This window comes from Methylophaga sp. OBS3 (assembly GCF_026319325.1).
Classification (GTDB): domain Bacteria; phylum Pseudomonadota; class Gammaproteobacteria; order Nitrosococcales; family Methylophagaceae; genus Methylophaga.
The window spans coordinates 460,037-473,426 of the sequence record NZ_JAPDMU010000001.1 but is presented as its reverse complement, the minus strand read 5'-3'; the positions used below and the strand labels follow the sequence as shown (position 1 = coordinate 473,426).

Genomic DNA, 13,390 nt, shown 5'->3' with positions numbered 1-13,390 from the left:
CATTTATTTTTTCCTATTGCTAAAAAATTCATTTAACTTCTTCCACTACCAACTTTTGTTTTTAACCTTCGACGTTAAAAACCTGATCAAAAAGTGGCACTAATAATTTGTTGCCGTACTCATTAAAGTGATGTCGGTCAGTGGTGATAGGCAAACCATTGATCATCCCCGGGCAAACACCGTTGTCACAAAGAAAGGGAATGGGATCCAGCAAGGTGACATCACATTGCTGACTGGTTTGCTCAAGTGCTTTCAAGATGGTGCTATTACGTTTTTGGTAATGCTCCATCGTGACGGCGTAATCAGGCATTTCGTTATAAAAAAGCAGTTCTCTCGAAGCCTCTTTGGCAACGTTAAAGTTTTGCTCGGGCGTTGGCTTCATAATCACCACTGGACGCTTGTCTGCAAATGCACAATACGTCTCAACAATGGCGTCATTCACTTCTTGGTGAAAAGCTGGCAAATCATTACTTGGATAAACGGCATCAAAATAAACGGCTGGCCGTTTATCAACCGATGATCCAAACATAAACACAAAGCGATTAATAATGACTATTGGAATATGCTGCGGGTAATTATCGAGCTCTGCATTAACCCACTTCACAAAGTTGGCACATTTATCTTGTGGGTAGTTTTGTAACCAATCGGCAAGCATGACGCCCGATAAAGTCGGGCAACTATCATGGTAGTAATGTGCTACGCCATAACCATGTTTATTTGCAGCCTCGGCAATCGCCGTAACTTGCGATGTTGAATGGCTGTCCCCCACCACAATGGCGCCGATATTATTACTATCACCATAAATGCAGCTCGGCATTTCATTGTTGAAAGCGTTTATTTTTGTACATTCAAATTGGTTTTTATTTTCTGCTTGATAGGCGATTTGCTCTATTTGTTGATCAATTCGCCCATCTAAATGTGTATTGGCAAAGTTCACTGCCACTAATGCCAATAACGCGGTTGTTGAAAAAATGACCGCGACTTCTTTCTTTAATGGCAAGCCAGAAAACACTTTACGGGTCGGAGTCTCGATAACTTGATACGAGAAATGTGCAATGGCAACACTGGCAATCAGTGCCAACATAATCGCCATATTGCTGGCCTCGACAGACATAAAAAACAGCAGCACGATTGCCGGCCAATGCCATAGATACAATGAATAAGAACGATCACCTAACCACTGAAAAACGGCATTTTGGGTAAATACGGATTGTGGTTGATTAACCAGAATCACCAATGATGCACCCAGCACCGGCAATAACGCCCAATAGCCTGGCCACAACAATGATTCGTTTAACAGCAATAGACTGCCAATAATTAATGCCCAGCCAAGGTAAAACATTGGCGCTCTAAGCTGGCTATTCACGACGTTTGGCCAAATTTTCGGTGTTAAATAAACAAGGCCACCAGCCAATAACTCCCAGCCACGAGAAGGCAGCAGGAAAAACGTTGGGATGGGATAAAAATGCACCACGATAATGTTAAGCGTCAACGACGCTAAAAAGGCTAGCAAAAGCACTGTCCACAATACTTTCTGTGAACGTGTCAGCTTGTGAATTAACATCAAGAAAATGGGGTATAGCAAATAAAACTGTGCTTCGACTGACAACGTCCAAGTATGCAACAACCACTTTTCTGTTGAGCTGGTATCAAAGTAACCGGCGTTATCCCAGTAATGGATATTCGACACAAATCCTAAGGCTGCTGCCGCTTCCTCTGACAGGCTTTGATAATCGGGCGTCGTTAATAAAAACCAGCCCATCGTGAGTAGCGTTACGACTAAAAACAATAATGCTGGCAAGATCCGTCTAACACGCGACATATAAAACTTGCCAAGTGAAAAACCACCACGCTCATAGCCACCCAAAATGATTGACGTCATTAAGAAGCCAGAAATCACAAAGAAAATATCAACACCGGCAAAACCACCCGATAGCTGGTAGCTAAACGGTAAGTGATAAAAGACGACAGCAATCACAGCCCAAGCTCTTAGGCCGTTGATATCTTCTCTAAAAGGAATTTTGCTAGGAATATGTTCCAAGGTTTATGCCCGAAATGCGATTCTGTATAAAAAAACGGGAATACCGACGACATAACGTTTAAACAAACGTTTTGGTTCATTTACTAAACGGTATAACCACTCAAGTGAACATTTCTGAACCCATGCTGGTGCACGTTTAAAACGATCTGCATAAAAATCAATAATTGCACCACCACAAATCACCAAACCATTGCCACTCAGTTCAGCTTTTATCCGGTTAGCTAGCACCTCTTGCTTAGGCATCCCCATGGCAAGCACGATGACACTAAAACGTGTTGGATCAATTTCTTGCTTTAGGAAAGTGATGTAATCATCTATCGGATAAAAACCATTTCTAATCGCTTTAGCTCGGCCTTCTAGTAATTTGTCACTCCCCACTTCAAGCCATGGAGACTGAGTGCCTAAAACGTAATAATCGGTATCCGTGTCATTGAAGGTATCAACCATTTGCGGGATAAAATCCGTACCGTTTAAATTGGCACCCTCAGCCATCGAAAAATAGCGTAAGGCAAGGCTTACCCCAATACCGTCACGCAGCAGATAATCAAGGCTTAGAAAACTCGCAAAAGTCGCTTCATCTTCCAGCATCAAATTGACACCGTGTTGATTCAAAAACCCCACAGAGGTAAAGCCCGGTGATGCTTTAGTGGCTTTGAGATCATTCAAACAAGCCACACTATTTTCATAAATAGTGAGCTTACTTAAAATCTGCTCGATTTTTGACGGTTTTTCAGACTGCATAGCCATCAACAATGCTCCTCGCTACTGACTTCCAAGAAAATCTCTCGGCAAATTGTTTTGATTTTTCGACTTCGTCGACTGACCATGACTTAACCAGTGATAAATAACTGGCTTCAAAATCCGTGTGTTCATAGGTGAATAATTCGCCAACGCCAGACTGTGAAATAAAGCCTTTAAATGAGTCTGGTTGGCTCGATAGAAACGGCACTAAGCCATATGACATCAACTCGATAACGCTAAGGCCAAAACCTTCATATTCAGAGGCACTAATGACATAACGTGACGACTCAATATGCTCACGAATCGCCTCATCATCGATGTTGAACAATAGCTCTACCCGATCTTGGGCATGCAGAGATATCACCAGTTCTTCTAACTGTTTAGCATCACCCGTGGCGCGATTACCGATGATTTTCAGCTTGCTACCATCGGGTGCCAATTGGCTAAACGCTTCAATGAGCCAATCAAGTCGTTTGTTTGAACTCAGGCGTCCTAAATAGACAAAATCGCTATTACTTTGTAATGCGCCAGCATGACCAAATTTTTGATATGCCACGCCATTTTCAATGAGATGACAGTCATCTTTGATTTGCTCAAACAGTGCTTTGTCGTTGTTGCTTATTGTGAATACGACATCAACTGGACGCAGCGTAAACCGGGTAATGGTCTTAAAAAAGAGTTTCTTCAGCGCCTGCTGTTGTGGCGTATGAAAAAAACCGCCATGCGTCGTTAATACCAATTTGGCTTTAAGCAGTCCAACACGTTTCAGCATCGACAAATAATCGATAAAAAAATCCACGGCATGAACATGCACGATATCGAACTTGTTAAGTTCTTTTAGTGGAAAACGCGTAATGGGATAACGCTTTGAGCCAAACCAAGCAAAACGTTTTACTGGTACACCATTAACAACCGACTCATCTGCTAAACGCTCTTCTGTTTGAAAGTTGGTGTTTAAAGTAAACACACCCACCTCATGACCCAGACTTTTCTGTTCCAAGGACAGATTCAGCACATAATCTTCCAAGCCCCCGATACTCGGAGAAAATTGGCGAACAATATGCAAAATTTTCATAGCCAAATTCCTATTCTCGATCTGTACTTACAGGATTACTGAATAAAAGATTCCAATACCTTCAACTGCGGTGACTTAGAACTGTCCGCTGGATAGATATTGAATCGGTAACCTTCAAACCATGGATCTGCTACCCAGTATGTCCAGCCATACCAAACATCACTGTTGTCTTGCATGTACTGCAACATATTGTTTAAGGCTTGCTGGCAAACATCACTTTTACCGGCAGCAAACTCCCCTAAGAAACCTTGAAAACCATTGTCTCTAAGCCATTTGGTAAAGGCCGTTAAACGCTCTACGCCAACTTTTGAGCTCACGCATTTGTCGTCAAGCCCAGTTGAATATTGGTCAAGATATTGGTGTGCTTCAAAGACGATGTTGTTTTGCGGATCTTTGATGTTTTTCAACACTTGGCCATTAGAAAACTCACCGTGTTTGTGTAACCAGCGTGCGGCACTAGAGTAATACGTGGCTGGCACCAGAATTTTTTGCACGGCACCTGCCTCACGAATCGCATCAACACCTCTTTGTGCCATTTCTGACCAAGTCTTGGCATCTTGTTTAAAAGGCTCATTCATCAGGCCAAAAATGACATGCTCCTGACCGATGTAGTGTTTTGCCATACGGCGCCAAAAGTCCTCAAACGCCTCAACGGGTACTTCTTTGCTACCGATAAATTCACCTTTGTAACGGGCGTAGTTATGTACATCGAGGACAACTAACAAATCATATTTAGCTGCTTGCTCGACAAACTTATCGATATCAGCCAAATACGGTGCGTTGAAACCTTTATTAAGCTCAGGTTGTAAACGCTCCCAAGTAAAAGCGAGGCGAATCACTTTAAAACCAAAGTCTGCATAGCTTTTGACATCTTGCTCACTGGGGAAGTGATAGGTTTTGTCTTTTTGACCTGGAAAGACATGTCCAGCAATACCTGGCCCTGGGAAATTCACACCAGCCAAAGGCGCTTCAGCACGGCTTGGCATCATATAGGTCAGCGTTAAGAAACTGACAATTAGTAGTAGAACTCGGTAACTTTTAGGGTTACGCATATTTCATCCTTCTAATTGGGAAAATGTAATTCACTGACTTCCAGTAACGCACCAGAAGCAGATTTACAGGAATCAGTAATAACGGCACAAACAAGCCAAATAACGTACCCGCCGTGATATGTGTGATTGGGTCATCGATACCCAGTTTCATTAAAACAACGCGAATACCGGCCTCTGGAATGATGTGCGCCAGATAAATAATAAAACTGTTCATACCGATAAAAATCAGTGCGTTATGCAGGCTTTGTAATAAAGGGCTTGGCTTATCGCTACTCGCCAAACGCGCCTGAATTGACTCACCTAAATAAGCACAACATTGGTAGCAGGTGTAAACCGCAATAAACGAAAAGACGTAATAAAACGCGTTAGTTTGTTGATAGCTGACTAAGTAAAAGATGACGGTTGCAGCAAAGACCAACAAGATCTTGAAGGCAGTAGATGCTGACTTCATAACGGTCGGTGTTGCCATCAGCACTCCCATCACAAAATAAGGGAAGAAAAACACTGCCTCACCAAAGGTCTGACCTTCCATTTTGTAAGTAATACCTGAGAGACCAACACTGCTACCCAGGCTCATCACCGCCAGTGCCATTAGTGCTAAAACCGACAGCAAGGTTTTGCCATTGATCAGCTTTAATATGACCGCTGAAAAACAAGAAATTAAAAACAACGCCCATAAGAACCAGAACTGTTGTTTTGGGGGAAATGGTGCTTGTAATACGTAGGTCAACGAGCGCTCGACATTAACGCTACCGCCTGCAAAATACTGAATACCCGATTGGGTATATGACCAGAAGATCAGGGGCACGATGAAAATCAACACATTGCGTTTAAAGAAATCTGTTAATTCTGTTTTCGCCAATGTTTGCTGGATAAACATGCCAGAAAGGAAAAAGAATAATGGCATGTGAAACAGATAAATCGCCCTATCGACATTCAGCCAAAATGCACTATCAGCAGGCAAAATACCGGCATTGAACAGACCTCTGACGGTATGACCGAATACCACTAAGATGATGCCAATCATCTTGGCGTAATCAGGGCCAACTTGTCTCAGTTGTGCATTCATGATTTAGCCTCTACATCATCAGATTGATGCATTTGTTTATAGAGGAACCCCATCATGATCCAGATAGGTGCTGCCACTTTAATCGTGAAAATCGCTGCACCAATCATCAGATTCAAAGCAATAAATACGTTGATGGCAAAGACGCAGCGTTTGCTGGATGCCTCATCAGAGCGAACAATCAGTGCGCCATATAGCCAATACAGAATCAAACCAAAGATGCTGGTTGCATAAATAATGTAGCTATAGCCACTGTCAGCAACACTATTTATGCCCTCCAAATTCCCCATCAGTAATGTTGATAAGTCGGCTTCATTCAATAGATACAAAGTGAAACCAATACGACCTGAAAATGAATCCGATAAAGATGTTTGTGTCGGGTCATAAAACACGATAATGGCAAAGAGTAGTAAGCCGGGAATAAATGTCACGGCTAACCACCGTGGCAGTAACGGTGCCAGATAAAACAAAGGAATCATTGCCAAGGCAAACACAGCACCAGTACGTGTGTCGTTAACCAAAATCAAAAAGATACTGCCCAACAAGAAAAACAAGACTTCACGTTTGCTTAAGTATTTACTGAATCCCATCAAGAAAATCAGCGTCACCATCGTAAAGTTGGCGAGTGACACCTGCTCTAGAAACAGCGATGAAATACGGTGTGATGACAAAAAGTTAAATGAAAAACGCGAGCTATAACCCAGCGAGTTTCTAAATAAGCCTGAGTCACTATATTCAAAAGGCTCAATACCGCGCGTGGTATAAAAATACTGCTCTGGCTCAAACATCATGACGTAGATATCAGTTGCAAATATCTCGATAACGGCAATGGCTAATACCGCCAACATCATGATTTTGAACACCTTGATGACCTGCTGACTATTGAGCAATGTGCCCAATAAAACAAACGCCACGATAATCAAACTATCTCGCAGGATTTTGATGAACATCGCATCATTAGTGAGCATCACCCACAATGATAATGACGTGATCCCCAATAGGAACAGCACATGCGGCAGAATTTCGGGGATTTTTTTCAGGTTAAGCAGTAAATAACCTAACAATGTGCCGAGAATCAAAATCTCAGTTAATGCCACATGTGCTGAACCTAATGTCATGACATGGGCATTAACCATCGCCAAGCCCGCATTAAAGGCAATAGCAACCAGCACTAACCAGCCAGCAATACCAAGACTGTTACCGTGATTTTTAAACACGGGCTGATTGTCGTTCATCGTGGTGTATTGATAAGCCATCTGTGCCCTTTACACCAATACCGTTCGATGGGCGCTTTCATAAGCGTCAATCATTTGATTGATAAATACGTCGTATTGGACAGAGATATTGCTGACTGAAAATTGCTCAGCATATTGCTTCAGTTTGTGGCTAACCTCGGCCGAAGCTAAGTTATTGCTCACAGCAGCAAGACAAGCATCTTTTAGGTTTTCAACATCATTAGGCTCAAACAGCTGGCCGGTTTCACCCTCAACAACGAGTTCCTTCAAACCACCTCTTGCCGATGCAATAACAGCAACCCCTTGGGCATAAGCTTCAATGACCGTTCTGCCAAAAGGCTCATTCCACATTGAAGGCACAATGACAAAATTAACCGCTTGATACACTTCATCAGCCGATACCCAACCTAGAAAAGTGATGCGATTTGATGGGTATTTGTCTTTCAGATATTGGACGTACTCTTCTTTCCCCGTACCAGCAATTTTCAAATGGTAGTCTTCAGGTAATGTTTGAAATGCCTGTAATAACAGCTCTACGCCTTTCTCCGGTTCAATACGCCCAAGGTAACCAAAGACTTTTTCAGAATTATCTAGTTCTTGATGGGCTGGTGTAGCTGTTTCTACGGGATTAAATATGACCGTATTCATCGCATTTTTGAAATACGGGATATGCTTTTGCAAAATAAAGTCACTGATACCTATCAGTCCATTTACTTTGCCAGCACTGTTCACCCGTCCCATGGTGCCGACCTGACAACCAAGACAACGACCTTCACAGTTTTTATCGTTACGAAACATCGTGCCCTTAAAGCACAAGGTGTAATAACTCCGAAGGATATGAGCAACCGGGATATTCAGTTTGTTACAGGCTTCCCAAGCAGCATTTCCAAAGTTTTCAATGGTGCTGGTGATAACTGCATCAGGATTAATCGACTCAAGTTTAGACTCGATCGTCTGGATTGCCTGAGGATTAAAGTTTTCTTTAAAGTGCCAAATCAGCTTTTTATGTGCAGGCTGAGTATGTTTGAAATTCCAGTAAATATTTGGCGTGCGAATTGTTTTAACCAGTACATCATTGTCCATGTACTGACCTTCTTCATGATCAATCGTCAGTACGGTTACATCATTACCTAAGGCTGATAAGCCTTTTGCTAATAATTGGGTCGATTTTTCACCACCACCTTTAATATTAGGCGGGTATGCTGCTGCAACGATGCAATACTTTCTCATCTCAATTCCTCACGCTCGACTGGTGTCAGCTTTTAATTCTTTAAAAAGCTGTCGCAAATTAGATTGCACTGCACTGTCGCCAAATAAGCAGGCAGATTCAGACAAAATGATGTTTTTGTTGGGTACATTTGGCTGACGAATCACCTCAGCTAATTCCTGTACCGAATTGAATAAAGCAAGACCGCTAAAGTCTTTGTGATCTTTCAGCCAATTTAAAAAAGATTGATTAGAAGCAATAACGGGAACACCGTAACTAATGGCGTGAAAGAAGCTGCCACTGACGATCATTTCGCTGGCGTCGTGCGCCAAAATGATGGCTTTAGCTTCCGACATGATCGTCGATACATCATCATCAGGCAGGAAACGAATATCGAAATTGATATTACGGCCTTTGGCCATTTTCAAAAGCTCAGACACATAATCATGATCTGAGGCGGGACCAGCTATCAGCAGTTTTTCATTGTCTGGCCAGTTAGCCAAAATTGCGTCAATTTGTTTGTAACGCTCTACCCTGCCAAATACTAAATAGTAAGCATCTTCAGAGTTATCATTGATCACCGTGGCATCGACACGGGTGTCATATAAAGGATGTGGAATATAGAAATAATCCTCACCTTCTAGGTGACCAGAATGCGCCACTTTTTTGTCAAAAAACCGCAGGGCAAAATCGATAATTTTTCGACTAATTTTGGCATGCCTGCGAGGCATATCGTGAGGTGTCATATTGTGTCTGACATACACCGTTTTCTTTGCAGCAATCTTGAAATACACGATGTAAACAAAGAACTTCAAAATGCCGAACAAATATAACTTTTTGCTCTCACTTCTCAGGTTGTTTTCCAGCCAATTAATGATCGCAACATCGTATTTCTTATAGCGAAAGGTCTGCCTGGGACGTAACACGATATCCTTGATATTAGGTGCATAACACAATCGCTCACCGCTTACGGTTTCGATATGGTTAACCATGTTTGACGTGTATTCATTCGCACCGTCAGGTTCTGGGTAAAAAAGTATTTTCATCCGTCCGCTCTGGTTAATTGAAAAACACCACAGCATTGCTTTGGTAATGCTGTAATCAAATGCACTACGTTGTTAAACGCACTGCTCACTCGGCTTCGCAGCATTGCTAAACCGAATTCATCGTTTTGTTGAGTAAGCCACGTCATCATTGCTGAAAGTTTTTCTTCGATAACAAACGAACACTTTCAATGTTGTCAGCAAGTCTGTCGGCATACTTTTCATAGTTGTTCTGCACTTGATCAATTAAAGCCACGACCTTTTGACCAAACCCGGCTGTTGGTTCAAGTGATAATTCAGGCAGTGAGAAAAACGCCATCAGGCCATCAACTTTGCCTTGGGTCGATAAAACAATGGCAGGTGTTCCAGCATTGATTGACATGATCGACAGATGCATTCGCCCCGTCACAACAAGCTTGGCCGTTTTTGCCAAACGCTTGATCTGGTCAGGCTCGAGTAACCTGTCGACAAAATAAACATCGGGATAAAGGTCAGCGATAGCTTTGCATACACTAAGATCATTGGCGCCATCACGAATGACGTGTGGTAATAGAACGACGGTATATTGCTCAGCCGTCAGCTTATTGATGATGGCGCGATATTCTTCAATTTGATCGATATCTTTAGCTATCAAACCGCTGGCATTAACCAAGGCCACATTCTTGCCGTCACAGTAAGCAAGAATGTCATCAATCCCCTGCTCTTGTTGACGCGCATTTGAAAACACCACATCCGCTGTTAATACGGTATTGCTGATAGCCAAATCATTTAGACGTTTATGCGAAATGGCATCACGAACCAATAATTGCACCCCTGCCTTACCGGCACTTCGTAGTGCGGTAATTGCTTTTTTATGGGGCTTCGTGTTCCAACTAAATCCTAAGATGCGCGAGGCAACACCATACTTCGCAACAAACATAGCGACATAAGCACGCATCGCTGAAGCATGTGGGTTATAGCCCCCATCCATCACATCAGCACCAGTCACCGAGAGTGTTTTTAGACTAGGTAACAAACGAACAAACTTAATAAAGTCACGAGTGAATGAATGTGGCTCACCGTAAATCAAACCCGGCATCTTGATGACTTCAACGTCGAGCGCATAACAAGATGGAATCGTTACCGGATTATGGTTAGTGGTGATGATGAGTTTTTTGCCATCGACATTGTGCAAAAAAGATTCCAGCATGGCTTGATCACCAATATTGCCGCCACCTGGTGCTGCAATTAATGCTGAGGTATCTGGTCGCACCCCATTTTTCACTTGCCACTGCATGGTCAACAGTAAAAACCGTCCCATCGTGACGTTGATGAAGGTGCTTGGAATACACTTTTTAATGATGTGTTTCATTAAGCTGATTTCACCTTATTAAAGTAATTTCGCAGCTGAAAAAGCTGATTCACGCTATCTCGGAATATGGGCAAAATGCCATAAGCAACAACGATGCAGCCCATCAGCACCAACCAACCCAAGGCGATACCGTCAAACAAGCCAAGATCAAAATTGGCAATTAGTTGATTAGAAATAAACGCTGATAAGAAATACACCGCAGCTACGGCGATCGGATTAACAATCATGCGTTTAACGGGGATACCGGTATCTTTTAACCAGTACACGCCCAATAACCATGACAGTCCCAAGCCAAGCGAGTAACACATCGCAACTGTTGTGGTGCTGCCCAAAACCCCTAATGCAGTAATGGCAATAATCATTGGTCGCGTGATTAGGCTTAATTTAAACAGCTGATTAGTAATGCCCTTACTGAGAAAAACCCAGTAGCTGCTGTAGCCTAAAACCAAAAACACACCGCCGACAGATAACGCTTGGAAAATCGGCACCAGTTCAACCCACTGAGGCCCAAGCACTAGTGTTACCAAGCGTTCGGTTTGGGTAACAATAACCACTAAACCAAAACTAATAAGGTGCACAATGATGTTTTGCCCGAACACCAGAAAATCATTGTATTTCTGCTGATTTTCGTTCTCCAAACGAGACAAAATAGGTACGGCGACAGCTTGTGATGGCGCGCTTAATTGATTAAGCGGCATCATTAAAATCTGCATTGCACGTTCAAAAAAGCCAAGTGGTGTCGCACCAAATTTATAGCCAATTAACACGACAGGCATGTTCTTAGAAAAGTACCCTAAGATTTGGGCGCCCATCAGGTTCCAACCAAATGAAAATAGTTGTTTTGTGCCTGCATCACGTTTTGGTAAACCGGGTTTCCAACGCGCTAGCACGGCATATAAGGCCAAGAACACAATCGCTTGAACAATTTGCTGATACACAATGGCCATATACGAATAGCCGCTGTAAGCCAGATAGATACCAATAGCGATACCTATCAAGGTACCCATCAGTTCAACCGTAATTAAAAAGCCAAACTTAAGATCACGGTTTAGTTTCGCTTTGAACTGAGAAGCCGCGCCATTAATTAAAAAAATCACTGATAAAAACTGTGCAATCTCAATCAACTCAACACGCTCATAAAAATCAGCAATGGTATGCGCCAATAAATAAGCAACCAGAGTCAAAACCGCGCCAATCAGTAAATTGGCCCAGAACAAATTACTGGCTTGTTTATGAGTCAGCTCTTTGGCTTGAATGGCGGCTGTTGATAAACCGCAATCACGAATGATCTCGCCAACACCAAATAAAGCCACGATCATGGCAACCAAACCAAAACTTTCTGGCTGTAGCAAACGCGCCAATATGATCAGGTTCAGCATCTGCAAAATGACTTTGCCTAACTGACCAGACATCATGATCACACCACCACGGGCGGCTTTTGAGGCTAACCCCATTGCACCACTCCTGATTGACGCATCGTGAACTTCCCTTCCATTGTGATCAGTGCTCTACGATAAGATCAGTTAATGGTCTTCTAGCAGATAGTGGCACCACGGTATCGTCCGCGGCATAACCAATGGCCAGGAAAGTTAAAATCTTTTCGTTTTCGGGGATGGCGCCCACTTCGTGACCACGTTGGTCTTGTTGGGGCTCAACGCACCAGTTTAGGCAGCACGTGGCTAACCCCATTGACTGTAATGCATAAAGAAATGACATTAAGAACAAACCACCATCTAAGGCTGGTTCATTACGTTCGGTCGCATCAAAAAATGCGCCCATGTCGCAACACATCACCGCGAGCATCGGAATGGTATGACCAAAGCCACGATTACCATTTTGCAATTTCAGCATTTCTTCAATATGGGTTTTGTCTTGGTATAGATGCACACGCCAAGGCTGACGATTACAGGCGCTAGGGCTTAACTGAGCTAATTTCGCTGCCTTTTCAACAATCTCTATTGGTACCGCTTGTGATTTGAAATTACGGGTACTACGACGGCTCAATGCCAGTGACTGCAAAACCTCAAAGGCATTTTCTTCGAGCGGTCTAAAGTTAATTGGCGTTTTGTAAATATCATCACTGTCTTTATGTGCTGATAGAAAACGATTCACCTCAGCTAAAATTTGCTCAGCTTCGCTTGTACGGTTATCAATGCTAATTACAAAGTCACGATAACCTTCGAGTACACCAATTGCAGCTTTATAGACTGGCTCATCACATGACAGGCCATCAGCTTCCCATTTTCTTAATAATGTGAGGGTTTGTTGTGCCGGATATTGGCCAAAAAAACGGCGGTTTTCGGGTGGTAAGCACATGCCTTTTTCAAGTTTGTGATACCAGAAAATCAGCTCAGCACTACGCTTGGCATAGTTCACGGTACCGGCATGTCGCCAGCCCATATGTTTGGCGTTAGCTTTCTGCTCATAACGGAAGCAGCGATAACGTAACACGGTACGTTTAAGGCGGTCTCGACTGTCCTTAAGTAATGGTTTCAGTCCTGGGACCAACGAAATGACATTTCTAGCCAATGTTTCCATAGTTAAATTCTTTCTGTTGCTAATGGGGTAAAACGACGGTT

Annotated in this window: 11 protein-coding genes; all 11 read right to left on the bottom strand. The window is 42.9% G+C overall.

Going from position 1 to position 13,390, the window contains the following annotated elements; all coding sequences use genetic code 11:
• Positions 1-61 precede the first annotated feature (61 nt).
• The 11 genes from OMP94_RS02275 to OMP94_RS02225 all read right to left on the bottom strand — a co-directional run bounded on the left by OMP94_RS02275 (position 62) and on the right by OMP94_RS02225 (position 13,349).
• The gene (locus OMP94_RS02275) at positions 62-2,041 is read right to left on the bottom strand and encodes an acyltransferase family protein (protein ID WP_266275548.1); all 1,980 of its coding nucleotides are present in this window, start codon (positions 2,039-2,041) and stop codon (positions 62-64) included.
• 3 nt (positions 2,042-2,044) lie between these two features.
• Complete coding sequence (locus tag OMP94_RS02270) at positions 2,045-2,788, bottom strand: WecB/TagA/CpsF family glycosyltransferase (RefSeq protein WP_266275544.1); 744 nt, start codon at positions 2,786-2,788, stop codon at positions 2,045-2,047.
• A complete protein-coding gene (locus OMP94_RS02265) occupies positions 2,772-3,857 on the bottom strand; it encodes a glycosyltransferase family 4 protein (protein ID WP_266275542.1) in 1,086 nt (361 codons plus the stop codon). The genes OMP94_RS02270 and OMP94_RS02265 overlap by 17 nt, the downstream gene beginning before the upstream one ends.
• Before the next feature lie 35 nt (positions 3,858-3,892).
• A complete protein-coding gene (locus tag OMP94_RS02260) occupies positions 3,893-4,909 on the bottom strand; it encodes a glycoside hydrolase family 5 protein (RefSeq protein WP_266275540.1) in 1,017 nt (338 codons plus the stop codon).
• Complete coding sequence (locus OMP94_RS02255; RefSeq protein WP_266275538.1) at positions 4,902-5,978, bottom strand: acyltransferase family protein; 1,077 nt, start codon at positions 5,976-5,978, stop codon at positions 4,902-4,904. Before OMP94_RS02255 ends, OMP94_RS02260 begins: the two co-directional genes overlap by 8 nt.
• Positions 5,975-7,231 carry a hypothetical protein gene (locus OMP94_RS02250; RefSeq protein WP_266275536.1) on the bottom strand — a complete coding sequence of 419 codons (1,257 nt, stop codon included), beginning with the start codon at positions 7,229-7,231 and terminating at the stop codon, positions 5,975-5,977. Before OMP94_RS02250 ends, OMP94_RS02255 begins: the two co-directional genes overlap by 4 nt.
• Before the next feature lie 9 nt (positions 7,232-7,240).
• Positions 7,241-8,440, bottom strand: coding sequence for a glycosyltransferase family 4 protein (locus OMP94_RS02245; RefSeq protein ID WP_266275534.1), 1,200 nt, complete (start codon positions 8,438-8,440; stop codon positions 7,241-7,243).
• 9 nt (positions 8,441-8,449) lie between these two features.
• Positions 8,450-9,463 carry a glycosyltransferase gene (locus tag OMP94_RS02240; protein ID WP_266275532.1) on the bottom strand — a complete coding sequence of 338 codons (1,014 nt, stop codon included), beginning with the start codon at positions 9,461-9,463 and terminating at the stop codon, positions 8,450-8,452.
• A 145-nt stretch (positions 9,464-9,608) separates the two neighbouring features.
• Entirely contained in the window at positions 9,609-10,811 is a 1,203-nt protein-coding gene (locus OMP94_RS02235; RefSeq protein ID WP_266275530.1) for a polysaccharide pyruvyl transferase family protein, read from the bottom strand.
• Positions 10,811-12,265 carry a lipopolysaccharide biosynthesis protein gene (locus tag OMP94_RS02230; protein ID WP_266275528.1) on the bottom strand — a complete coding sequence of 485 codons (1,455 nt, stop codon included), beginning with the start codon at positions 12,263-12,265 and terminating at the stop codon, positions 10,811-10,813. The genes OMP94_RS02235 and OMP94_RS02230 overlap by 1 nt, the downstream gene beginning before the upstream one ends.
• A gap of 46 nt (positions 12,266-12,311) precedes the next feature.
• On the bottom strand, positions 12,312-13,349 hold the full coding sequence (locus OMP94_RS02225) for a nitroreductase family protein (protein WP_266275526.1): 1,038 nt from the start codon (positions 13,347-13,349) through the stop codon (positions 12,312-12,314).
• Positions 13,350-13,390: the final 41 nt, after the last annotated feature.

Coding starts and splice junctions, on each gene's coding strand:
- OMP94_RS02270 (WP_266275544.1), bottom strand. CDS start 2,788: ATGGCTATGCAGTCTGAAAAACCGTCAAAAATCGAGCAGATTTTAAGT.
- OMP94_RS02265 (WP_266275542.1), bottom strand. CDS start 3,857: ATGAAAATTTTGCATATTGTTCGCCAATTTTCTCCGAGTATCGGGGGC.
- OMP94_RS02260 (WP_266275540.1), bottom strand. CDS start 4,909: ATGCGTAACCCTAAAAGTTACCGAGTTCTACTACTAATTGTCAGTTTC.
- OMP94_RS02255 (WP_266275538.1), bottom strand. CDS start 5,978: ATGAATGCACAACTGAGACAAGTTGGCCCTGATTACGCCAAGATGATT.
- OMP94_RS02250 (WP_266275536.1), bottom strand. CDS start 7,231: ATGGCTTATCAATACACCACGATGAACGACAATCAGCCCGTGTTTAAA.
- OMP94_RS02245 (WP_266275534.1), bottom strand. CDS start 8,440: ATGAGAAAGTATTGCATCGTTGCAGCAGCATACCCGCCTAATATTAAA.
- OMP94_RS02240 (WP_266275532.1), bottom strand. CDS start 9,463: ATGAAAATACTTTTTTACCCAGAACCTGACGGTGCGAATGAATACACG.
- OMP94_RS02235 (WP_266275530.1), bottom strand. CDS start 10,811: ATGAAACACATCATTAAAAAGTGTATTCCAAGCACCTTCATCAACGTC.
- OMP94_RS02230 (WP_266275528.1), bottom strand. CDS start 12,265: ATGGGGTTAGCCTCAAAAGCCGCCCGTGGTGGTGTGATCATGATGTCT.
- OMP94_RS02225 (WP_266275526.1), bottom strand. CDS start 13,349: ATGGAAACATTGGCTAGAAATGTCATTTCGTTGGTCCCAGGACTGAAA.